Origin of the sequence: uncultured Allobosea sp. (assembly GCF_945957345.1) — a bacterium.
Classification (GTDB): domain Bacteria; phylum Pseudomonadota; class Alphaproteobacteria; order Rhizobiales; family Beijerinckiaceae; genus Allobosea.
On the sequence record NZ_CAMFKW010000004.1, the window covers coordinates 65,595 to 85,630 of the forward strand.

General features: G+C 66.6%; 21 protein-coding genes. 11 read left to right on the forward strand and 10 right to left on the reverse strand.

Annotated features, from left to right (window positions below; all coding sequences use genetic code 11):
* Nucleotides 1-7: 7 nt before the first annotated feature.
* From Q0Q36_RS03020 to Q0Q36_RS03030, 3 genes are all read right to left on the reverse strand, one after another.
* On the reverse strand, nt 8-859 hold the full coding sequence (locus tag Q0Q36_RS03020; protein WP_293795408.1) for an alpha/beta hydrolase: 852 nt from the start codon (nt 857-859) through the stop codon (nt 8-10).
* Nucleotides 856-2,547, reverse strand: coding sequence for an amidohydrolase (locus tag Q0Q36_RS03025; RefSeq protein ID WP_293795410.1), 1,692 nt, complete (start codon nt 2,545-2,547; stop codon nt 856-858). The genes Q0Q36_RS03020 and Q0Q36_RS03025 overlap by 4 nt, the downstream gene beginning before the upstream one ends.
* A gap of 73 nt (nt 2,548-2,620) precedes the next feature.
* The gene (locus tag Q0Q36_RS03030) at nt 2,621-3,367 is read right to left on the reverse strand and encodes a GntR family transcriptional regulator (protein ID WP_293795412.1); all 747 of its coding nucleotides are present in this window, start codon (nt 3,365-3,367) and stop codon (nt 2,621-2,623) included.
* 143 nt (nt 3,368-3,510) lie between these two features.
* Between Q0Q36_RS03030 and kynU the strand changes: the two genes are divergently transcribed.
* The 4 genes from kynU to Q0Q36_RS03050 all read left to right on the forward strand — a co-directional run bounded on the left by kynU (nt 3,511) and on the right by Q0Q36_RS03050 (nt 8,150).
* Entirely contained in the window at nt 3,511-4,773 is a 1,263-nt protein-coding gene (kynU, locus tag Q0Q36_RS03035) for a kynureninase (protein WP_293795414.1), read from the forward strand.
* 122 nt (nt 4,774-4,895) lie between these two features.
* Entirely contained in the window at nt 4,896-5,927 is a 1,032-nt protein-coding gene (locus Q0Q36_RS03040) for an amino acid ABC transporter substrate-binding protein (RefSeq protein WP_293795415.1), read from the forward strand.
* 1 nt (nt 5,928) lies between these two features.
* Nucleotides 5,929-7,104: an ABC transporter permease subunit gene (locus Q0Q36_RS03045; RefSeq protein WP_293795416.1), complete on the forward strand. Its 1,176-nt coding sequence runs from the start codon at nt 5,929-5,931 to the stop codon at nt 7,102-7,104.
* Nucleotides 7,101-8,150: an amino acid ABC transporter permease gene (locus Q0Q36_RS03050; protein WP_293795417.1), complete on the forward strand. Its 1,050-nt coding sequence runs from the start codon at nt 7,101-7,103 to the stop codon at nt 8,148-8,150. The genes Q0Q36_RS03045 and Q0Q36_RS03050 overlap by 4 nt, the downstream gene beginning before the upstream one ends.
* Nucleotides 8,151-8,218: 68 nt before the next feature.
* On the opposite strand, the gene Q0Q36_RS03055 is transcribed toward Q0Q36_RS03050, so the two are convergent.
* Nucleotides 8,219-8,737 (reverse strand): ATP-binding protein, encoded by a 519-nt coding sequence (locus Q0Q36_RS03055; protein ID WP_293795418.1) that lies wholly within the window; start codon nt 8,735-8,737, stop codon nt 8,219-8,221.
* A gap of 75 nt (nt 8,738-8,812) precedes the next feature.
* Here Q0Q36_RS03055 and Q0Q36_RS03060 point away from each other — a divergent pair, with 75 nt between their 5' ends.
* The 3 genes from Q0Q36_RS03060 to Q0Q36_RS03070 all read left to right on the forward strand — a co-directional run bounded on the left by Q0Q36_RS03060 (nt 8,813) and on the right by Q0Q36_RS03070 (nt 10,298).
* A complete protein-coding gene (locus Q0Q36_RS03060; protein ID WP_293795420.1) occupies nt 8,813-9,091 on the forward strand; it encodes a copper-binding protein in 279 nt (92 codons plus the stop codon).
* A 424-nt stretch (nt 9,092-9,515) separates the two neighbouring features.
* On the forward strand, nt 9,516-9,707 hold the full coding sequence (locus Q0Q36_RS03065; protein WP_293795422.1) for a heavy-metal-associated domain-containing protein: 192 nt from the start codon (nt 9,516-9,518) through the stop codon (nt 9,705-9,707).
* Nucleotides 9,708-9,842: 135 nt separating this feature from the next.
* Complete coding sequence (locus Q0Q36_RS03070) at nt 9,843-10,298, forward strand: DUF411 domain-containing protein (protein ID WP_293795543.1); 456 nt, start codon at nt 9,843-9,845, stop codon at nt 10,296-10,298.
* Nucleotides 10,299-10,320: 22 nt separating this feature from the next.
* On the opposite strand, the gene Q0Q36_RS03075 is transcribed toward Q0Q36_RS03070, so the two are convergent.
* The 6 genes from Q0Q36_RS03075 to Q0Q36_RS03100 all read right to left on the reverse strand — a co-directional run bounded on the left by Q0Q36_RS03075 (nt 10,321) and on the right by Q0Q36_RS03100 (nt 15,172).
* A complete protein-coding gene (locus Q0Q36_RS03075; RefSeq protein ID WP_293795423.1) occupies nt 10,321-10,662 on the reverse strand; it encodes a cupin domain-containing protein in 342 nt (113 codons plus the stop codon).
* 12 nt (nt 10,663-10,674) lie between these two features.
* Nucleotides 10,675-11,451: a 2-dehydro-3-deoxy-D-gluconate 5-dehydrogenase KduD gene (gene kduD, locus Q0Q36_RS03080; RefSeq protein ID WP_293795424.1), complete on the reverse strand. Its 777-nt coding sequence runs from the start codon at nt 11,449-11,451 to the stop codon at nt 10,675-10,677.
* Nucleotides 11,451-12,287 (reverse strand): 5-dehydro-4-deoxy-D-glucuronate isomerase, encoded by an 837-nt coding sequence (kduI, locus tag Q0Q36_RS03085; protein WP_293795425.1) that lies wholly within the window; start codon nt 12,285-12,287, stop codon nt 11,451-11,453. Before kduI ends, kduD begins: the two co-directional genes overlap by 1 nt.
* Nucleotides 12,288-12,297: 10 nt before the next feature.
* Nucleotides 12,298-13,578 (reverse strand): TRAP transporter large permease, encoded by a 1,281-nt coding sequence (locus Q0Q36_RS03090; protein WP_293795426.1) that lies wholly within the window; start codon nt 13,576-13,578, stop codon nt 12,298-12,300.
* A 3-nt stretch (nt 13,579-13,581) separates the two neighbouring features.
* Entirely contained in the window at nt 13,582-14,115 is a 534-nt protein-coding gene (locus tag Q0Q36_RS03095; RefSeq protein WP_293795428.1) for a TRAP transporter small permease, read from the reverse strand.
* 70 nt (nt 14,116-14,185) lie between these two features.
* Nucleotides 14,186-15,172 (reverse strand): TRAP transporter substrate-binding protein, encoded by a 987-nt coding sequence (locus Q0Q36_RS03100; protein ID WP_293795430.1) that lies wholly within the window; start codon nt 15,170-15,172, stop codon nt 14,186-14,188.
* A gap of 159 nt (nt 15,173-15,331) precedes the next feature.
* Between Q0Q36_RS03100 and Q0Q36_RS03105 the strand changes: the two genes are divergently transcribed.
* The 4 genes from Q0Q36_RS03105 (at nt 15,332) to Q0Q36_RS03120 (ending at nt 20,002) form a co-directional block, all read left to right on the forward strand.
* A complete protein-coding gene (locus tag Q0Q36_RS03105; RefSeq protein WP_293795432.1) occupies nt 15,332-16,021 on the forward strand; it encodes a GntR family transcriptional regulator in 690 nt (229 codons plus the stop codon).
* A 103-nt stretch (nt 16,022-16,124) separates the two neighbouring features.
* Nucleotides 16,125-16,982: a LysR substrate-binding domain-containing protein gene (locus Q0Q36_RS03110; RefSeq protein ID WP_293795434.1), complete on the forward strand. Its 858-nt coding sequence runs from the start codon at nt 16,125-16,127 to the stop codon at nt 16,980-16,982.
* 107 nt (nt 16,983-17,089) lie between these two features.
* Nucleotides 17,090-18,499 carry an amidohydrolase family protein gene (locus Q0Q36_RS03115; RefSeq protein WP_293795435.1) on the forward strand — a complete coding sequence of 470 codons (1,410 nt, stop codon included), beginning with the start codon at nt 17,090-17,092 and terminating at the stop codon, nt 18,497-18,499.
* A 291-nt stretch (nt 18,500-18,790) separates the two neighbouring features.
* Nucleotides 18,791-20,002, forward strand: a complete 1,212-nt coding sequence (locus Q0Q36_RS03120) for a Xaa-Pro peptidase family protein (protein ID WP_293795437.1) — start codon at nt 18,791-18,793, stop codon at nt 20,000-20,002.
* The last annotated feature ends 34 nt before the right edge of the window (nt 20,003-20,036 follow it).

Sequence of the window (20,036 nt, forward strand, 5' to 3'; positions counted from 1 at the left end):
CGCGGCGTCATAGGGCCTTCAGCCATTCCTGAAAGAGGTCGCTGCCGGGCATGGCCAGGAGGCGGCTGACCTCGAAATGGTTCTGCCCGGCGGCAAGCAGCAGCTTGCCTGGCTTTCCCGCCTTTTGCAGGGCTTCGTGGAAGGTTCGGGCGTGGCGCCGGTACTCGTCGGTCTCGGCGTCGCCATAGGCGACGAGGACGGGGCAATCGAGCCTGGCGACATGCCGTATCGGGCTGAAGCTCTCGATCTCGTTCGCGGTCAGGTTGAGATAAGCCCCTCGCGCGCTGAGCATCGGCCCTTCCAGATCATAGGCGCCGCTGGCGCAGAGGGCGCCTGCCACAATGCCGGGCTCGAGCCGATGCGGGGTTTCGGCCGTGAGGGCGGCGGCCACGAGATGGGCGCCCGAGGAATGGCCGATCACGAACAGGCGGCGGGGATCGAAACCGAGCTCGACGGCATAGCGGGCGAGCCAGCCGATGCCGCGCTGGACCTGCGTCACCATCTCCGGCAGCCGGGCGGCAGGAATGCTGGCGAAGTCGAGGACCGCGAAGCTCAGGCCGGCGCCGGTGAAGGCCTCGGCCGCGAAGGCGCTGTCCATCCGATCGAGCATGCGCCAGGCGCCGCCATGGACATAGATGACGAGGGGAGCGCCCTGCATGGCCGCCGGGAACAGGTCGATCCGCTCGGCCGGCCCTTCGCCATAGGCGAGATGGCGGCAGGCGAGCTTGCGATGCGCCTCCAGGCTGGCATCCCGATACCAGGCGATGATCGCCTCGGCATTGGGCGCCCAGGCGGCCTGGTTGTAGTTCAGGTCGAGCCGGGCCTGGTCGTAGTCGAGATAGACGGCACGCTCCGTCATCGTCCAGCCCCGGCCTGCGCCCGGTAGACGATGCGCCCGTCGACGATGGTGAGCTCGGATTCGATCCGGGCCAACTCGTCGGACGCACAGGAGAGCGGGTCGGCCGAAAGCACGGCGAGGTCGGCGAGCTTGCCGACGGCGATGCTGCCCTTCTCGGTATCCTCGAAGGTCAGCTTCGCGCCGCCGAGCGTGGCACATTCGAGCGCTTCCTCGCGCGTCAGTGCCTGCTCCGGCGAGATCAGCGCACCCATGCGGTCGCGCCGGTTGACTGCAAGCGAGAGCGACTGGAACAGGCTGAGCGGCGCGTTATCGCTGCCGAAGGAGACAGGCACGCCGGCTTCGCGCAGGGAGCGCAGCGGCACGATCTCGTTGGCCCGCTCGCGCCCGAGCTTTTCGACCAATTCGCTGCCGCGCTTGTAGATATAGGCGGTCAGGTGGGTGGTGACCGCCAGCCCGAGGCTGGCAACCTGCTTCACCTGATCCGGCGTCAGGCTGACGACATGGCCAAGCACCCAGCGCTGCCCGGCGATCGGAGCGACCTTGTCCACCTCGGCGAAGAGATCGAGCATGTTGGGCAGGATGCCGACCGCCCGTATGCCGTTGCGCGCGGCCTCGATCAGCACCTCCTTCAGGGCCGCGCGCGGCAGCGAGGAATTGTAGTGGAAGCCGGCCCAGCCGGTCTGCGGGAAGGCCGCGCTGCGCAAGTCCCGCTCGACGGAATCGTCGATCTCGCCATAGAGCCCGGCCATGCCGAGCCAGGCGTCGCCGAGCCCCTTGCCCGCGAGCCAATGCCCCCAGGACTTGAGCAGGGCGCGGCAATCCTCGGCGGAGGTCGAAGGCCAAGCCGGGCTGAAGATCATCGAGGCGCGCACGGTCTGGCGCCCCTCGCTGCGCACCTGCCGATAGGCGTCCAGCACCTCGGCGGCGATGCCGTGCCCCTCGAAGACGCTGGTCGTGCCGGCCCGGTTGTAGAGCCGCATTGAGGCGGCGAGCGCGCCCGCCCGCTCGCTGGCAGAGAAATGCGGCGCCCGGCGCATCAGGCTGTGCTCGACCACCGGCATCTTGTTGGTCTCGACGAAGATGCCGTTCGGCTTACCGTCTGCGTCGCGGCAGATCTCGATCGACGGAGCCGGCGGCACCGTGGAGGCGTCGATGCCGGCCAGCCGCAAAGCACGGCTGTTTGCGATCGAGACCAGCGGCAGGGTCGAGCGCCAATAGCCCCAGATCGAGCGGATATAGACGGGGTTGTCGGGGGCGGCGCGGTCGAGATCGTGACGGTCGGGGAAGCGGTGCTCGGCGATGCCGGCCAGCACATCCTCGTAGCTCGGCGGGATGCCGATCGGCATCGTGATGATCCATTCGCCCGGCTTCTTGCCACGGGCGATCGCGGCGATGCGCGCGACGATGTCCTCGATCGAGCGGCAATCGGCGAGCGAGGGCAGCACGTTCTTGAGCCCCTCGCGGTCGAGATGGGCGTGGCCGTCGATCAGGCCGGGGACGACGGTCCGGCCGGTGAGGTCGACGATCTGGGTCGCGGGCGTGGCGAGGGCCGTGATCCCCGCGGAGCTTCCGAGCGCGGCGATGCGGTTCCCGACGATCGCCAGCGCCTCGCAGCCTCCGGCCTCACCGAGAACCCTGCCATTGACCAGCGCGAGCGAGGGGCCGGCATGAGGGAAGGCGGAAGGCATGGACGGTCCTTATCTGCTTGCGGATCGAGGCCGCGGCAAGCGGGTTTCGGAGATATCGGGAGGCGAGCTGGGATCAGGCCGCTCCGCCGGGAGTCGCATCGAGATCGGTGGCGAGGAAGACCTTCCGGGTGAATTCGATATGCTCGTCCAGGAGCTTCACCGCGCGGTCGGCATCGCGATCCAGGGCCGCGTTCATCAGGGCGGTATGCGGTTCGAGCGCCAGCGCATCGCGCAGAGCCGCGAAGGCGGGACTATCCTGCCAGCGCGCGCCGGAGCGGGCATGCGACAAGGCCGGCGCGATCGAGAGCACGCGGTGGTGGCGCCGGAGCTGGTCCTTGATCTGGACGTAGAAGCGCATCAGCCAGGGCGAGCTGTTGGCAGCGAGCAAAGCCGTGTGGAAGGCCTCGTGCCGCTCCTCCCAATCGGTCAGGCTCAGCTCCTCAGGGTTTTCCACGGGCGGCGTGCAGCGCGACAGCCGGTAATGCGCGGCGACGAGCGCCGTCTCCCAGGCCTCGCCGCCGCGGGCGATCGATTCGGCCAGCATCGGCAATTCGACCAGGCGCCTCGCCCGGGTCAGGTCGCTGAGCTCCTCCAACGACACGGGTGCGACCGTGTAGCCCTTGTTGGCGCTCGATGTGACCAGCCGTTCCGCCTCCAGGCGCGAGAGCGCCTCGCGCAGCGGCGTCCAGCCGATGCCATAGGTCTCGCGCATCGCACCGAGTTTCAGCGGCGCGCCGGGGCGCAGCCGCGTCTCCAGGATGTCCTGGCGCAGCGTGCGATAGGCGGACTCGGTCTTGGTGGCGATTTCGGCTTCGTCCATGGGCCCCTCATGCGATGAAGGTACTATATATAATTTCACGTTACTGGCAAAATTATATATATGATTTGACATCTTCGATAATCGTCGAAATGATCCGCCCCGACACGCCGCAGAGCGCGCTATCGATCATGAGTGGAGGCAGGATGAGCTTGGCATCGCTGGACAGCGCCGGCGGCGTTTCCGAGGGAGCGCGGCGGGACGCTGCCGATCCGCTGCGCCATCTGCGGGCGCGCTTCCATCTGCCGGATGGGACGATCTATCTTGCCGGCAACTCGCTTGGCCCCGCGCCTGTTGCCGCCTTTGCCGACATGGAAACCGCCCTGTCCAAGGAGTGGGCGGAAGGGCTGGTGCGGAGCTGGAACGATGCCGGCTGGTTCGCGCTTGTCGGCACGCTGGGCGACCGTCTCGGCCGCCTGATCGGCTCCGGCCCCGGCCAGACGGTGGTCTGCGATTCCGTCTCGGTGAACGTCTACAAGGCGCTTCACGCTGCGCTCGCGCTGCGGCCGGATCGCAATGTGATCGTCGCCGAGGGCGGCAGCTTCCCGACCGATCTCTATGTCGCCGAGGGTGTCGCGACTGGCCGGCCCGGCGTGACGCTGAAACTCGAAGGTGTCGATGCCGACAGGATCGAGGATCTGATCGACGAGCGCACGGCGGTCGTGCTGGTCAACCATGTCGACTACAAGACCGGCGAATTGCGCGACATGGCGGCGCTCAACCGGCTGATCCACGCCAAGGGCGCGGTCGCGGTTTGGGACCTCTGCCACAGCGCGGGCGTCGTGCCGGTCGATCTCGACGGCGCGGGCGCCGATCTCGCCATTGGCTGCACCTATAAGTACCTGAATTGCGGCCCGGGCGCGCCGGCCTTCATCTACGCGGCCTCGCGCCATCACCAGGCCCTGTCTCAGCCGCTCTCCGGCTGGTGGGGCCATGCCGCGCCCTTCGCCTTCGAGCGCGGCTATCGGCCGGCCGGCGGCATTCAGCGCCTGCTCTGCGGCACGCAACCTATCCTCTCCATGCGTGTCGTCGACGCCGGCCTCGCGGCGATCGAGGACGTCGAGATGAGTGCGCTCAGGACCAAGAGCCTGGGCCTGACCGACCTGTTCATGGAGCTGGTCGACCCGGTCTGCCGGGCGCATGGCGCCAGCATCGTCACGCCGCGCGATCACGCCGCCCGCGGCAGCCAGGTCTCGATCACCTTCGAGCATGGCTTCGCGGTGGTCCAGGCTCTGATCGCGCGCGGCGTGGTCGGCGATTTCCGGGCGCCGGACATGATGCGCTTTGGCTTCGCGCCGGCCTATCTCGGCTATGCGGACGCTGAGGCCGCGGCGAAGGCCTTCAATGACGTGATAACGTCCGGAAGCTGGCGCGACGAGCGTTTCGCGAAGCGCCGCGCCGTCACCTGACGGCGCCTCGGCGAGCCGACAACAAGAGCGCGGCCGGCCAGGAGCCAGAGCTGCGCCGATCGGGGAAACATAAAGCCTACGACGCCTTGCGGCATCGAACGGGCGTTCCAGGGGAGGAACTCATGAGGATTTCATTCAGATCGGGCTTGGCCGCCGCCGCTCTGGCGGTCGCCGCGGCCGTTTCCGCGCCGGCCGAGGCCGGGCCGACGCTCGACGCGGTCCGCAAGCGCGGCGAGGTCGTCTGCGGCGTCAGCACCGGCATCGGCGGCTTCTCGATCGCCGATAGCTCCGGCCGCTGGACCGGGTTGACCACCGATTTCTGCCGCGCCGTATCGGCGGCGGTTTTGGGTGACGCGGCGAAGGAGAAATTCGTCCCGCTCAGCCCGCAGCAGCGTTTCACCGCCCTGCAATCGGGCGAGATCGACATGCTCACCACCGTCGCGACCTGGACGCTGACGCGCGACGCCTCCCTCGGCCTGCTCTATGCCGGCGTCTATTTCTATGACGGCCAGGGTTTCCTTGTGCCGAAATCGCTCGGCCTGAAAAGCGCGCTGGAGCTCGACGGCGCCAGCATCTGCACCGCCACCGGCACGACGAGCGAGCTCAACCTCGCCGATTACTTCCGCGCCAACGGCAAGAAGTTCACGCCGGTCGTGTTCGAGGCCCAGAACGAGGCGCGCGCCGCGTTCTTCAGTGGCCGCTGCCAGGCTTTCTCGGCCGACATGTCCTATCTCTCCTCGGTCCGCGCCTCGGACGCGCCGAACCCCGACGAGTGGCAGATCCTGCCCGAGATGATCTCGAAGGAGCCGCTCGGCCCGGTCGTCGCCCGCAACGACCTCGATTGGTATACCGCCGTCAAATGGGTGATGATGGCGCTGATCGAGGCGGAGGAGAAAGGCATCACCGCCGCCAATGTCGATCAGATGAAGGATAGCCAGAACCCGGAGATCAAGCGCCTGCTTGGCACCGCCGGCGACATGGGGCAGAGGCTGGGGCTCGATCCGGCCTGGGCCTATCGCGCGATCAAGCGCGTCGGCAATTACGGCGAGATATTCGAGCGCAATGTCGGCCCCAAGACGTCGCTGCGCATGCAGCGCGGCGCAAATGCCCTGTGGACCCAGGGTGGGCTGATGTACGCGATGCCGACGCGCTGAGATGAGCGCCCTCGCGATCTCGCCGACGCGGCTGGCGCGAGGCCGTCACGACCCGGCTTTCCGCGCGCTGGCGACGCAGCTGATCGTACTGGCCATGCTGGCCGGCACCGTCGCCTTCCTGGCCATGAACCTCGCCGGCAATCTCGAAGCGCGCTCGATCCGCACGGGCTTCGGCTTCCTCTGGCAGGCGGCCGGCTTCGAGATCGGGCAGAGCCTCATCGCCTATGGCCCGAGCGCGAGCTTTGGCCGGGCGCTGCTTGTCGGCCTGCTCAACACGCTCGTCGTCGCCTCGCTCGGCATCGTGCTGTCGACGCTCGCCGGCTTCGTCGTGGGTATCGCCAGCCTGTCGCGCAATCCGCTGGTCAGCCCGCTGGCACGGCTCTATGTCGAGCTCATCCGCAACACGCCGCTCCTATTGCAGCTCTATCTCTGGTACGCGGTCCTCACCCAGATGCTGCCGGCCGCATCGGCCGCGCCGCAACTGCTTCCGGGCGTCTATCTCGCCAAGAGCGGTTTGCATTTTCCGGTGCTGCAGCATGGCGCCTGGTTGATCCCGGCGGCAGGGCTTGCCGGCCTCATCGCCTGGGCCGGCCATGGCGTCTGGGCGCGCCGCAGGGCCGCGCAGACAGGAGCACCTGCGAAGCTCTGGCCCGGCCTGCTATTGCTCCTGCTCCCGCTCGTCGCCGTGGCGCTCGAACGCGCCGTCAGCGCCTCCTTCGACATGCCGCACCTGACCCGCTTCGGCTTCTCCGGCGGCGGGATGATCACGCCGGAGCTGACGGCGCTGCTGATCGGCCTGTCGCTCTACAATGCCGCCTTCGTCGGCGAGATCCTGCGCGGCGGCATTCTCTCGGTCGGTCGCGGGCAGCTCGAGGCGGCGGCCGCGCTCGGCTTGAGCCGGGGCCAGACCTTGCGCCTCGTGGTGATCCCGCAGGCGATGAAGGTCGCGGTGCCGCCGCTCGCCAGCCAATATCTCAATCTGGCCAAGAACACCTCGCTCGCCATCGCGATCGGCTATCCCGACCTGATGTCGATCGGGAACACGATCATCAACCAGACCGGCCAGGCGGTCGAGGTGATCGCGATCCTGATGAGCCTGTACCTGACGCTGAGTCTGGCAATCTCGACCTTCATGAACTGGTACAATGCCCGCGTCGCGCTCCAGGGGGCGTCATGATCGGCGCTGCCCTCTCCCTGCGGGCGCGCCTGTTCGGCAGCATCGGCAACACGCTGCTGACCGTCGCGATGCTCGCCCTGTTCGCCAGCTATCTGCCCGTGCTGCTGCGCTGGGCTGTATTCGACGCGACCTGGTGGTCGGCCTCTCCCGCCGCCTGCCGTGCCGCGGGCGGCGCGTGCTGGGCCTTCGTCCACGAGAAGTTCCGCCTCGTACTGTTCGGCCGCTATCCGTTCGAGGAGCAATGGCGCCCCTTGATCGCCCTGCTGCTGACCATCGTGCTGGTGCTGGCGGGCTGCTCGCTACGCTTCGGCTGGCGCAGCGTGGTGGCCGGTGCGCTCGCGGGGCTTCTGGCAGTGATCGTGCTGATGCGTGGCGGCGTGCTCGGCCTCAGCCTCGTGCCGACCGATCTCTGGGGCGGTTTGCCATTGACCGTCTTCCTCGCCGTCGGCGGCATCATCGGCGCCTTTCCGATCGCGGTCGCACTGGCGCTCGGCCGACGCTCCGAACTCGGCGTCATTCGGGGCATCTCGGTCGTCTATATCGAGATGGTGCGCGGGGTGCCGCTGGTCAGCGTCCTGTTCATGGCGTCCTTCATGATTCCGCTCTTCCTGCCCGGGAAATTGCAGGTCGACGTGCTGCTGCGGGCGTTGATCGCGATCACGCTGTTCAGTGCGGCCTATCTGGCGGAAGCCATTCGCGGCGGTCTGCAAGCGGTTCCGGATGGACAAGAGCAGGCGGCCAAGTCGCTCGGCCTTGGCTATTGGCAGACATCGCTGCTGATCGTCGTGCCGCAGGCGTTGCGCCTTGCCATTCCCGCCATTGCCAACCTGTTCATCGGCCTGTTCAAGGACACGTCACTGGTCGGCATCGTCGGCCTCACCGATCTCCTCCTCGCGACCAAGCAGGCGCTCGGCGATCCGCAATGGCGCAGCTTCTCCCTCGAAGCCTATCTCTTCGTCGCCCTGCTCTATGTCGCGTTCTGCTCCTTCATCTCGCTCTACAGCCGGATGCTGGAGAAGCGAACACGACAACACCGGTCGAGCTGACACGCTGTCCGGGTCCTCAGGCCCGACCGGGATTTTGCGAGGCGCCGACAAGGCCCCGAGGTCTTCGCCTACAATCGGGGCGCATCGCTCCGCGTAGGGCGATCGAGCCTCGGTAGGGAAACGATGACACGCAAGCCGCCTTCGGACCGGTTTTCTAGGGCGATCGAGCCTTCATGCGATTGCGCGACAGCCTGGGCAATCGTGAGGCCGAGGCCGGAGCCGCCGGTTTCCCGGCCACGTGACTTTTCCAGACGCACGAAGGGATGGAAGACGCGCCCGATCTCGGCCGGCGGGATCCCCGGTCCCTGATCCTCGACCGTGACGACGACCTGGCCGTTGGCTTCGGTGATCGCGACGTCAGCCGACGCGCCATATTTGACCGCGTTGCCTATGATGTTCGAGAAAGCCCGCTTCAGCGGCAAGACGCGCCCCAAAATCGGCGCCGCGTTCAAGCCCGTCAGGCTGATTTTGTGTCCCTGGTCGAGATGCTCGTCGACGATGGTCTCGATGACGGACGCCAGGTCGATCGGCCGGGCTGCTTCGCTCGACACGCCGCCGCGCAGGTATTCCAGCGTCGAGTCGATCATCTCCTCCATCTCGCGAGGCCGGCATGACCGGCAAGATCATCGTCAAGTGAATGCTCTCAGCGAAAGGACATCCTCATGTTGAAGACTGCCGCAAGTCTGGCTTTCCTCATCGCCGCGCTGCCGGCTGCCGCCCAGTCGGTCAGCGGCACCGTCACCAAGGTCGACGAGGTCCAGGGCAAGCTCACCATCAATCACGGCCCGATCAAGAATCTCGACATGGACGCCCTGACCATGGTGTTCAAAGCGGCCGATCCCACCATGTTGAAGGGGCTCAAGGCCGGGACCAAGATCAAGTTCGACGCTGATCGGGTCAAAGGCCAGATCACCGTGACCAAGTTCCAGAAGGCGAAGTGACGATATCGAAGGAGGGCGGGCGGCTCAGGCTCGCCCGCTTTCGCCTCAAAGCGGTGTTGGTCGGAGCCGTCGCAGCGAGCTCAGTTGCTTCGGCCTCCGATGCCGACCTGCAAAGGGCACTCCTCGACAGCGCTTGCGCGGCGCCACGGATCGAGACGCTCATGCAGCAAGGCGATCTCGTCGCCTATCGCTCCAATTGCCTGGGTACTTCGCACAAGATCATCACCATCGTGTGCGGTAAGGGGCGATGCAGCCCAAGCCCTTCGATGGGCAACCGCGATCGCCCGTGACATACCGCTTGACCTTCCTATGATGGGCAGGAGCAGGCTCCTGACATCGCCACATCGAAAGGATGATGCAGATGTGCTCCTGCCAACAGCATGCAAACCCCGTAACCGAGACGACAGTGCCAGCCGGCGATTCGGTGACCTTTCAGGTCGAGGACATGACCTGCGGCCATTGCGCCGGCAGGATCAGGGGCGCCATCGAGACCAGGCTGCCGGGAACGACGGTGACCGCCGATCCCGACTCCAAACGCGTGAGCGTGCTGGGTTCGCCCGACCGCGCCGCGATCAAGGCCGCCGTCGCGGCTGCGGGCTATACGGCGAGCCTCTGACGGCTCGGTTGACGATAGACGAGCCAGCCCTGATCGCCGGTTCGTCCCCCGAAGGGCGCAAGCGGGGCAAGTATGAATGCGGTTATGGAAGGAAAGGTCGTGACGAACGAAAACCCATCAACGCGCCGCGCAGCGATGCGCGGCCTGGCGCAGGCGGTGGCCGGCTTGATGCTGTGGCGCCCCGCCATCGCTGCCGAGACCTTGCCGAAGATGACCGTGACGCGCGATCCGAACTGTGGCTGCTGCGGCGCCTGGGTCACGCATGTGAAGGCCGCTGGCTTCCCGGTCGAGGTGATCGAGATCGACGATGTCGCGCCGCTCAAGACGAAGCTCGGCGTGCCCGATGCGCTCACCTCCTGCCATACCGCGGAGATCGGCGGCTACGTCGTCGAGGGTCATGTCCCGGCTGACGCGATCAAGCGCCTGCTGGCCGAGCGCCCCAAGGCAACCGGCCTTGCGGTTGCCGGCATGCCCGTCGGCGCGCCGGGCATGGAGGTCCGCGGACAGGCGCCGGACCCATACGAGGTCGTCATCTTCTCGGCCGGCCGGCAGACCATATTCGCGCGTTACCGGGGGCTCGATCAGATTTGATCCGGCTTACGGCCCTGAATGCCTAGGGCACAAAATCCTGGCGCATGGGCGTGAAGACGTCGACGAGGATGCCGGCCTCGATATTGACGGCGCCGTGGACCGCGTCAGGCGGCACGGTGAAGCTGTCTCCGGCGACGAGGCGCTCTGTGCGGCCGGAGATGGTGATGTCGAAGACGCCGCTCTCGACCAGCGAGCACTGGATATGCGGATGGCTGTGTGCCGGGCCGATCGCGCCGGCCTCGAAGCGCACGCGCACCATCATGACCTCGTCGCGATATGTCAGGATCTTGCGTGTCACGCCGCCGCCCGCCGGCTCCCAGCCGAGATCGGCGTCGCGAGCGAAGGGCTCGTTCTTACGGTCCATGTCGGGTCTCTCTCAGCGCGCGAGCCAGCCGCCATCGACCGGCAGCACGACGCCATGGATATAGGCGGCCGCATCCGAGGCGAGGAACACGGCAGCACCGCCGATCTCCTGCGGCTTGCCCCAATGACCCGCCGGGATGCGGCTGAGGATGGCGGCGTTGCGCTTGGGGTCGGCGCGGAGGGCTTCCGTGTTGTTGGTGACGAAATAGCCTGGCGCGATCGCGTTGACGTTGATGCCCCTGCCTGCCCATTCGCAGGCCAGCAGACGCGTGAGACCCGCGAGCCCGCTCTTTGATGCGGTGTAGGAGGGGATGCGGATGCCGCCCTGGAAGGAGAGCAGCGAGGCGATATTGATGACCTTGCCGCCCTTGCCGTCGGCCAGCATGCGCTTCGCCACGCCCTGCGTCAGGAAGAAAGTCGACTTGAGATTCACGTCCATCACCGCGTCCCAATCGGCTTCGGTGAAGTCGATGGCGTCGGCGCGTCGGATGATGCCCGCATTATTGACGAGAATGTCGAGCCGCGAGCCGTCGTCTTTCGCGGCAGCCTCAGCCTCTTCCACGATGCGTCCGACCGGCTCCAGCGTCGCGAGGTCGGCCGTGATCTCATGGAAGGGCTTGCCGGTCTCGGCGACCAGCGCCTTGGTCTCGGCCATGCTGGAACGGCCGACCGCGACGATGCCGGCGCCGGCCTCGGCGAGCGCGACCGCGATCGCCTGGCCGAGGCCCGTATTGGCGCCCGTGACGATCGCGGTCCGACCGTTCAGATCGAAGGGAGAGCCGTTAGACATCAGCGCAGGTCTCCGGTCGCGACCATGTCCATGTCGGTGTAGTCGACATTGTCGCCGCCCATGCCCCAGATGAAGGAATAGGCCTTCGTCCCGACGCCGGAATGGATCGACCAGCCGGGCGAGAGGATCGCCTGCTCGTTGGCGACGACGAGATGGCGGGTCTCCTGCGGCTCGCCCATCAGGTGGAAGACGCGGGCGTCGGCAGGGACGTCGAAATAGAGATAGATCTCGCAGCGCCGGTCATGGGTATGCGAGGGCATCGTGTTCCAGATGCTGCCTTCCTCCAGCGTGGTCACGCCCATGACGAGCTGGCAGGTCTCGCAGGTTCCGGGAATGATGTACTGGCGGATGATGCGCTTGTTGGCCGTCGCCTGCTCGCCGAGTGCCAGGATTTTGGCGTCGGCCTCGCGGATCACCTTGGTCGGGTGCACGGCATGGGCCGGGGTGGAGAGTAGATAGAACTTCGCCGGGTTCGACGCATCGTCGCTGGCGAAGGAGACTTCGCCCGCTTCCTTGCCGATATAGAGCGCGTCTCGCTTGGCGAGAGCATAGTCCTTGCCGCCGACGGAGACCTTGCCGGGGCCGCCGACATTGACGATGCCGAGCTCGCGCCGCTTCAGGAAGGCATCGGTGCCGACCGCCTTCGGGACCGGCAAGGTGACGGCTTTGCTGGTCGGCATGGCGCCGCCGACGATGACGCGGTCGAGATGGCTGTAGGTCAGCCTGACCTCGCCGGGGACAAACAGCGTCTCGATCAGGAAGTGGCGCCGCAGCTCCGCCGTGTCGAAGCCCTTGACGGCCTCGGGGTGCGAAACCTGGCGAATCTCGATGGTCATGGTCGGTCCTTCAGTGGAACAGGCGCGGCAGCCAGAGCGACAGGCCGGGCACATAGGTGACGAGGAGGAGCACGGCGATGCTGGCACCGTAGAACGGCCAGATCGTGCGCATGGACTCGCCGATGGAAATGCGGCCGATGGCGCAGGCGACGAACTGCACCGAGCCGACCGGCGGCGTGTTGAGCCCGATGCCGGCGTTGAGGATCAGGATCACGCCGAAATGCACGGGGTCGACGCCGAAGGCCTTCACCACCGGCAGGAAGATCGGCGTGCAGATGATGATCATCGGCGCCATGTCCATGAAGGTTCCGAGCACCAGCAGCATCAGGTTGATCATCAGCAGGATGGTGATGGGGTTGTCGGAGACCGCCTTCATCGCGGCAATTGTCGCCTGCGGCACCTCGAGGAAGGCCATCAGCCAGCCGAAGGCGCCGGCCGTGCCGATCACCAGTAGCACCATCGCCGTGGTGCGCACCGCGCCCAGGGTCGCCTCGACGAAGGCCGTCCAGGTAAGCTGCCGATAGACGAAGATCGTGACGAGGATGGCGTAGACCACGGCGACGCAAGAGGATTCCGTCGCGGTGAAGACGCCGGACCGCACGCCGCCGAAGATGATGCCGATCAGCAGAATCCCGGGCAACGCCAGCACGACATAGCGCCCGACGGTCGCGAAGCCGGGGAAGGGCTCGCGCGGATAGCCGCGCTTCACCGCGACCGCCCAGGCGGCGACCATCAGAGCCGCGCAGAGCAGCAGGCCCGGAATGACGCCGGCGGTGAACAGGTCTGCGATCGAGAGATTGCCGCCCGCCGAGAGCGAATAGATGATCATGTTGTGCGAGGGCGGGATCAGGAGCGCGATGATCGCCGCGTTCGCGGTGACGTTGACGGCGTAGTCGGCGTCATAGCCGCGCTTCTTCATCTGCGGAATCATCAGCCCGCCGACCGCGGAGGCATCGGCTACCGCCGAGCCGGAGATGCCGCCGAAGAGCGTGCAGGTCACGACATTGACCTGGCCGAGGCCGCCGCGCAGATGGCCGACGAGGCTTGCCGCCATCTGGATCAGCCGCTCGGCGATGCCGCCGCGGATCATCAGGTCGCCGGCATAGATGAAGAACGGGATCGCCATCATGGCGAAGGCGTTCATGCCGGAATTCATCTGCTGGAAGACGACGACCGGCGGCAGGCCCATATAGGCGACGGTCGCGACCGAGGCGATGCCGAGGCAGAAGGCGACGGGCACGCCGATCAGCAGCAGGATCGAAAAGACGCCGAAGAGAATCCAGAGTTCCATGGCTCAGGCCTCCTGGCTTTCGCCGAAATGCACGAAGCCGAGTGGCGCCTGTTCCTCGCCGGTGACGAAGAGCAGGAGCTTCTCCAGCGCAAACAGCGCGATCAGCGCGCCGCCGGCCGCGATCGGCACATAGTCCCAGCCGCGGGATATGCCGATGATCGGCATGCGGTCGGCCCAGGTGCCGGCGGCGAGCTGCCAGCCATAGCCGAGCATGGCGAGGCCGAAGGCGCAGACGAGACCCTCGCCGATGACGATCAGCGCGGCCCGCACGGGCGGCGGCGACATCACGAGCCCGACCTCGAAGCCGAGATGGGCGCTTTCGCGCACGCCGACGGCGGCGCCGAGCAGGATGAACCACGACATCAGGAAGAGCGACCCGGCTTCGACCCAGATCGGCGTGTCGTTGAGCACATAGCGGCCGAACACGCCCCAGGCGACCATCACGGTCATCAGGACGAGGCCGGCGCCTGCCGCGATCAGCGCGAACAGGCTGAGCCTGGCGTCGAGGCGGGTCAGGAAAGCGGTGAAAGCGCGCATGAAATCTGCCCGGGCTGATAAGGGGCCGGAAGCGGGGCGGCCGTCACGTGCCGCCCCGCCTGAACGAGGCTCAGTTCACCGCCTGGATCGCGGCGACCATCTCCTTGAGCTTCGGATCGGTGACGAACTTGTCGTAGACCGGCTTCATCGCGTCGATGAAGGGCTTCTTCTCGACGGTGTTGATCTGGGCGCCGCCAGCCTTGACCTTGGCCTCGGAGGCCTTCTCGCGCGCGTCCCAGAGCTCGCGCATCTTCAGCACCGACTCCTTCGCCGCGGCCCTGATGATCGCCTGGTCGGCCGCATTGAACTTGTCGAAGCTCCGCTTCGACATCACCAGCGCTTCCGGCGAGAGCGAGTGCTCGGTCACCGAATAGAACTTTGAGACCTCGAAATGCCGGGTCGATTCATAGGACGGCCAGTTGTTCTCTGCGCCGTCGATGACGCCGGTCTGGAGCGCCGAATAGACTTCGCCGAAGGGCATCGGCGTGGCGTTGGCGCCGAGCGCCGAGACCAGCGCGACGAACATGTCGGATTGCTGGACGCGGATCTTCAGGCCCTTCATGTCGGTGGGCGTGCTGATCGGCTTCTTGGAGTTGTAGAAGGAGCGCGAGCCGGAATCGTAGAGCGCCAGCCCGATCAGGTCGTGCTTCTCGAATTCCTTGAGCAGGTTGTCGCCGATCGGGCCGTCCATCGCCTTCCGCATGTGATCGACCGAGCGGAAGATGAAGGGCAGGGAGGGGATGTTGGTCGCCGGGATCAGGTTGTTGAACGGCGCCATGTTGATGCGGTTGATGTCGATGACGCCGAAGCGGGTCTGGTCGATCGTATCCTTCTCCTGGCCAAGCTGGGCCGAATGGAAGACGTTGATCTTGACGCGGCCTTGCGTGCGCTCCTCAAGCAGCTTTCCCAGGTAGCGAACGGCCTCGACGGTCGGATAATCGGTCGGGTGGATATCGGCCGAGCGCAACGTCACGTTCTGGGCCAGCGCGCTGGTTGCCGTTGCGGCCGAAAGGGCGAGCGCGGCGGTATAGGCGAGGAATCTGCGGCGTGCGGTCATGGTGCGTTCTCCCGTGGTTTCGAGCGCCCTGCCGTTTCCCGGCTTGTTCGCCGGCGCTTCGATCGTAAGCTGGCTGCCCGCCTCCGTGTTCGGTTGCGGCAGAGGTTGTATGGTAGTATGTTGTGGTATGGTACGCAACAGGCCCTGGAGGTTTTTGACTTGAGCCTTTCGTTGGCGTCACCCGCCGTTCTTGCGGGCGCTTCGGCGGCCGGACGTGTCGAGGCCGAACTGCGCCGGGCGATCATTGCGCTCGAATTGCCCCCGGGGACGCGCCTGTCCGAGCAGGAGATCGCGCTGAAATACGGCGTCTCGCGCCAGCCTGTCCGCGAGGCGCTGATCGCGCTCGCCCGCACGCGGCTGGTCGACGTGCAGCCGCAGCGCGGCACGGTCGTGGTCAAGTTCTCCGTCCGCAAGATGATGGAGGCGCGCTTCATTCGTGAGGCCGTCGAGGTTGCGATCGTGCGCGAGGCCTGCAAGGCCTTCTCGCCCCAGAGCCGGCAGAGGATCGCCGATCTCCTCGAAGTTCAGGAGAAGGCAGCCGGGCGCGACGACCACGCCTCGTTCCAGCGCTATGACGAGCTCTTCCATGTCGAGCTGGCCGAGGGCGTCGGCATGCCGCTCGCCTGGGAGGCGATCCGGGACATCAAGGCGCATATGGACCGGGTCTGCCAGCTCACGCTGCCAGGCACCGACGTGATGCTGTCGCTGGTCGAGCAGCATCGCCGGATCATGACGACGATCGATGCGCAGGATGCGGCGCAGGCCGAGCTCGCCATGCGCCACCACCTCACCGAGATTCTGCGCGCGCTGCCGAAGACGGAAGCCAATCATCCGGATCTGTTCGAGTAGGCGGGCGTCCACCGGTGGCGCACCGGCCAGCGCGTTGCGGTGGTGCCGCGTGTCGGGATAATCACGCTCTTCGCGGAGCCGTGCATCCCGGAGCGTCGAACGCATGAACCGCTATCCGATGTTCAGTCCGCAGGTGCTGATCAGCTTCGTCGCGGTCTGCGAGACGCTGAGTTTTACGCGCGGGGCCGACCGGGTCTCGCTGTCGCAATCCACCGTCAGCCTGCAGATCAAGCGCCTGGAGGACCTGCTGGGCTGCCCGCTGCTGGAGCGCTCCTCGCATCAGGTCCAGCTCACCGAGGAGGGGGAGCGGCTTCTGAGCTATGCGCGGCGGATCATCGCCCTCAACGAGGAGGCTCATGACGCCCTGACCGGCGTCTGGCGCGACGGCGTACTGCGGCTGGGGATGCCTGAGGATTTCGCCGTGCCGACCATCGACCTGCTCGCCGATTTCAGCCGGCAGCATCCGCATCTGCGGCTCGATGTCAGCAGCGGCCTGAGCGCCGACCTGCGCAGCGCTTTTGAACGCGAGGAACTGGACCTTGTCCTGGTGAAGCAGCGGCGCGGGCAGCCGCCGCGAGCCGCAAGGCGGGAGCCGCTGCTCTGGCTCGACAGTCTGGCCCATCCGGCCATCGAACGCGCGCCGGTTTCGCTGGCGATGTTCCCCATCGGTGGGCTCTATCGCGATGAATTGTGTGGGGCGCTCGACCGGCTCGGCATGCGCTGGCGCATCGGCTATTGCAGCGGCAGCCTCGCCGCGCTTGCCGCCGCTTCGGCGGCCGGGCTCGGCATGACCCTGCTGCCCGCAAGCTGCCACTTGCCCGGCCACAGGGTCCTCGGCGTGGCCGAGGGCTTCGCCGAGATCACCGATTTCGAGCTCGCGCTCTATTACCGCGACGATGCTCCGGCCTCGACCGCGATCCTGGCCGAGCGGCTAGCCGTCTATTGCCATCTGGAGGCTTGAGTGGTGCTAGCATTGCCTGACGCAATCGCCAGCATTGCCAAATATCGCTGCCAAACCGCCGGCCGCGCGCTTATGGCGTCCGCAACGATCACAAGGAGGCGGCGACCATGGAACTGGCACATCATCAGAGCAGGCGTTCGTTCATCGGCCGGACGGGTGGTCTCGCCACCGCCTGCGCCGTGATGGCGGGGCTTCCGGGCGGGGCTGCGAAGGCGCAGCCGGCCGCTGCCAGGCCCGCCGCCGCCAAGCCGGCGTCCGAGGCGGGCAAGCGCATCCCGACAGAGCAGCACTATCTACTGACCAATGTCCGGCTCGAGGAAGGCTTCGTCCGCGAGGGCGATGTCGTGACCGGCACGCGCTCGGGGCTCTATGCCCTGGAGATCAAGGGCGACAAGATCGCAGCGATCCATGGGGCGGGCGAGGCGCTGCCGGCGGGCGTGCCGAGCTATGAGGCCTACGGCCAGCTCGCCTTGCCTGCGATGCGCGACATGCACATCCATCTCGACAAGACCTTCTATGGCCGCGCCTGGCAGGCACCGCTGCCGCGGCAGGGCAAGACGATCCTCGACATGATCGCCCGCGAGGAGAAGCTGATCCCGCAATTGCTGCCGGACTCGCAGGAGCATGCCGAGCAGCTCATCGCCCTGCTGCAGTCGAAGGGCACCACGGTCGCCCGCAGCCATTGCAATATCGACCCGGTCAGCGGCCTGAAGAGCCTGGAGCACCTCAAGCGCGCGCTGGAGAATCATCGCGACGATTTCAGCTGCGAGATCGTCGCTTTCCCGCAGCACGGCCTGCTGCTCTCGAAGGTCGACAAGCTGATGCGCGAGGCGATGAGCCTGGGCGTTGCGTATGTCGGCGGGCTCGACCCGACCAATGTCGACGGCGCCATGGAGAAATCGCTCGACGCGATGTTCCAGATCGCGCTCGACACCGGCAAGGGCGTCGATATCCATCTGCACGAAACCAGCCCGGCTGGTGTCGCCGCGATCCTGCATATGATCGCGACCGTCGAGAAGAACCCGGCTCTGCGCGGCAAGGTCACGATCAGCCATGCCTTCGCGCTGGCCACGATGGCGCCGGGTGCCCTCGACGAAGCCGCCACGCGCATGGCCGCGCAGGGTATCAGCGTCGCTTCGACCGTACCGCTTGGCGCCGCGACGATGCCGCTGCCGCAGCTCAGCGCCAAGGGCGTCTTCGTGATGACCGGCACCGACAGCGTCACCGACCATTGGTCGCCCTTCGGCCGCGCCGACATGCTCGAAAAGGCCAATCTCTACGCGCAGCTCTATCGCGGCAGCGACGAGTTCCGCCTGTCCCGTTCGCTGGCGATCGCGACCGGCGGCGTGCTGCCGCTCGACGACAAGGGCGAGCGGGCCTGGCCGAAGGCTGGCGACTCCGCCGATTTCACGCTGGTTCCGGCGAGTTGCTCGGCCGAGGCCGTCGCCCGCCTGCCAGAGCGCAGCGCGACCTTCCATCGCGGCCGCATGGTCTTCGGCGGCGTCGGCGCGGCCTGACATTATCCGTTCCTGCGCGGTGGCCGGCGGTTTCGCCGGTCAGGCGCTCACGCCTCGTGGGCTCGTCACAGGCATGCGACCTGCGCGATAATGCGGGGACGGCCTGCCTGTTCCCAGCGTCGAAAATGCATATCCTGCGCCCGGCCGAGAGCTGGAGCGGTTCCGTCGTTCTCCGAACCACGGAACCGCTCCAGCTCCTTGTCTTGTCGCATTTTCGCTGACGCGGACCTTCGGTTCTTCACGCGAACGGGTGTCCACTTCGCTTGAAAATGCTTTGAAAAGGATATGACGATGACGCTTGGGGTGGGTGGATCGAGTTTCGAGGCCGAGCTTGCGAAGCTGAAGCCTGTCGCCGACGGCGTCGAGCCGATCGCGGTCAGCGAGTTCAAGGCCCGCATCGCGAAGGTGCAGCGCCTGCTTCGCGAGCAGGGCCTGCAGGGCCTCTATTTGGATACCTCGACCAACCTGCTTTATTTCACCGGCATCCAGCTCAAGCTCACCGAGCGGCTGCACGGCGCGGTGATCCCGGCCGAGGGCGAGATCGTCTATCTCAGCCCGGCCTTCGAGGAGCCCAAGACCCGCGAATACATGCGCTTCGGCGATGATGTCCGCTGCTGGGAAGAGCATGAGGATCCGACCGCGCTCGTCGTGGAGACGATCCGCAGCCTCGGCTACGAGAGCGGCTCGATCGCGCTCGATCCCGATACGCCCTTCTACACCGTGGACGGCTTGCGCAAGGCCGGCAACCGCTTCGACTTCACCAATGGCGCCGCGCTCACGGGAGCTTGCCGGCAGGTGAAATCGGCCGCCGAAATCGCCCTGATCCAGCGGGCCATGGACGTCACCATGGCGGTTCATCGCGCGGCGGCGCGTACGCTCAGCGCCGGCATGACGACCACGGAGCTCGTGGATTTCCTCGACCGAGCCCATCGCAAATTCGGGATGAGCCTGACATTCGGCGCTGCGCAATTCGGCGAGGCGACCGCCTATCCCCACGGCGTTCCCTATCCGCAGACGCTGGCCGATGGCGACATGGTGCTCATCGACATGGGCACGAGGCTGGGCGGCTACCACTCGGACATCACCCGCACCTATGTCTTCGGCGAGCCGACGGACAGGCAGCGCGAGATCTGGGACCTAGAGAAGAGGGCGCAGCTCGCCGGTTTCGCCGCGGCTACGCTCGGCGCGCCCTGCGAAGCCGTCGATCACGCTGCGCGCGGCGTCATCGAAGCGGCCGGCTATGGTCCCGGCTACAAGGTCCCGGGCCTGCCGCACCGCACCGGCCATGGCCTCGGCCTCGCGATCCACGAGGAGCCGTTCATGGTCAAGGGCAGCCTGACGCCGCTGCAGGCGGGCATGTGCTTCTCGGTCGAGCCGATGATGTGCATCTATGGCGAGTTCGGCGTTCGCCTCGAGGATATCGCCTATATGACCGAGGACGGCGCGCGCTGGTTCACCGAGCCCGCCCTCAGCGTCGACGATCCCTTTGCCGTCGCGGGGTGACGGCAAAAGCGGCGGCTATCGTCCGAGATATCGT

What these genes read in the sequence shown, in the direction of transcription:
- Q0Q36_RS03115 (WP_293795435.1), top strand. Translation starts at nt 17,090, where the DNA reads ATGGAACTGGCACATCATCAGAGCAGGCGTTCGTTCATCGGCCGGACG.
- Q0Q36_RS03055 (WP_293795418.1), bottom strand. Translation starts at nt 8,737, where the DNA reads ATGATCGACTCGACGCTGGAATACCTGCGCGGCGGCGTGTCGAGCGAA.
- Q0Q36_RS03050 (WP_293795417.1), top strand. Translation starts at nt 7,101, where the DNA reads ATGATCGGCGCTGCCCTCTCCCTGCGGGCGCGCCTGTTCGGCAGCATC.
- kynU (WP_293795414.1), top strand. Translation starts at nt 3,511, where the DNA reads ATGAGCTTGGCATCGCTGGACAGCGCCGGCGGCGTTTCCGAGGGAGCG.
- Q0Q36_RS03040 (WP_293795415.1), top strand. Translation starts at nt 4,896, where the DNA reads ATGAGGATTTCATTCAGATCGGGCTTGGCCGCCGCCGCTCTGGCGGTC.
- kduD (WP_293795424.1), bottom strand. Translation starts at nt 11,451, where the DNA reads ATGTCTAACGGCTCTCCCTTCGATCTGAACGGTCGGACCGCGATCGTC.
- Q0Q36_RS03025 (WP_293795410.1), bottom strand. Translation starts at nt 2,547, where the DNA reads ATGCCTTCCGCCTTCCCTCATGCCGGCCCCTCGCTCGCGCTGGTCAAT.
- Q0Q36_RS03120 (WP_293795437.1), top strand. Translation starts at nt 18,791, where the DNA reads ATGACGCTTGGGGTGGGTGGATCGAGTTTCGAGGCCGAGCTTGCGAAG.
- Q0Q36_RS03110 (WP_293795434.1), top strand. Translation starts at nt 16,125, where the DNA reads ATGAACCGCTATCCGATGTTCAGTCCGCAGGTGCTGATCAGCTTCGTC.
- Q0Q36_RS03090 (WP_293795426.1), bottom strand. Translation starts at nt 13,578, where the DNA reads ATGGAACTCTGGATTCTCTTCGGCGTCTTTTCGATCCTGCTGCTGATC.
- Q0Q36_RS03045 (WP_293795416.1), top strand. Translation starts at nt 5,929, where the DNA reads ATGAGCGCCCTCGCGATCTCGCCGACGCGGCTGGCGCGAGGCCGTCAC.
- Q0Q36_RS03070 (WP_293795543.1), top strand. Translation starts at nt 9,843, where the DNA reads ATGCGCGGCCTGGCGCAGGCGGTGGCCGGCTTGATGCTGTGGCGCCCC.
- Q0Q36_RS03030 (WP_293795412.1), bottom strand. Translation starts at nt 3,367, where the DNA reads ATGGACGAAGCCGAAATCGCCACCAAGACCGAGTCCGCCTATCGCACG.
- Q0Q36_RS03060 (WP_293795420.1), top strand. Translation starts at nt 8,813, where the DNA reads ATGTTGAAGACTGCCGCAAGTCTGGCTTTCCTCATCGCCGCGCTGCCG.
- Q0Q36_RS03075 (WP_293795423.1), bottom strand. Translation starts at nt 10,662, where the DNA reads ATGGACCGTAAGAACGAGCCCTTCGCTCGCGACGCCGATCTCGGCTGG.
- Q0Q36_RS03100 (WP_293795430.1), bottom strand. Translation starts at nt 15,172, where the DNA reads ATGACCGCACGCCGCAGATTCCTCGCCTATACCGCCGCGCTCGCCCTT.
- Q0Q36_RS03095 (WP_293795428.1), bottom strand. Translation starts at nt 14,115, where the DNA reads ATGCGCGCTTTCACCGCTTTCCTGACCCGCCTCGACGCCAGGCTCAGC.
- kduI (WP_293795425.1), bottom strand. Translation starts at nt 12,287, where the DNA reads ATGACCATCGAGATTCGCCAGGTTTCGCACCCCGAGGCCGTCAAGGGC.
- Q0Q36_RS03020 (WP_293795408.1), bottom strand. Translation starts at nt 859, where the DNA reads ATGACGGAGCGTGCCGTCTATCTCGACTACGACCAGGCCCGGCTCGAC.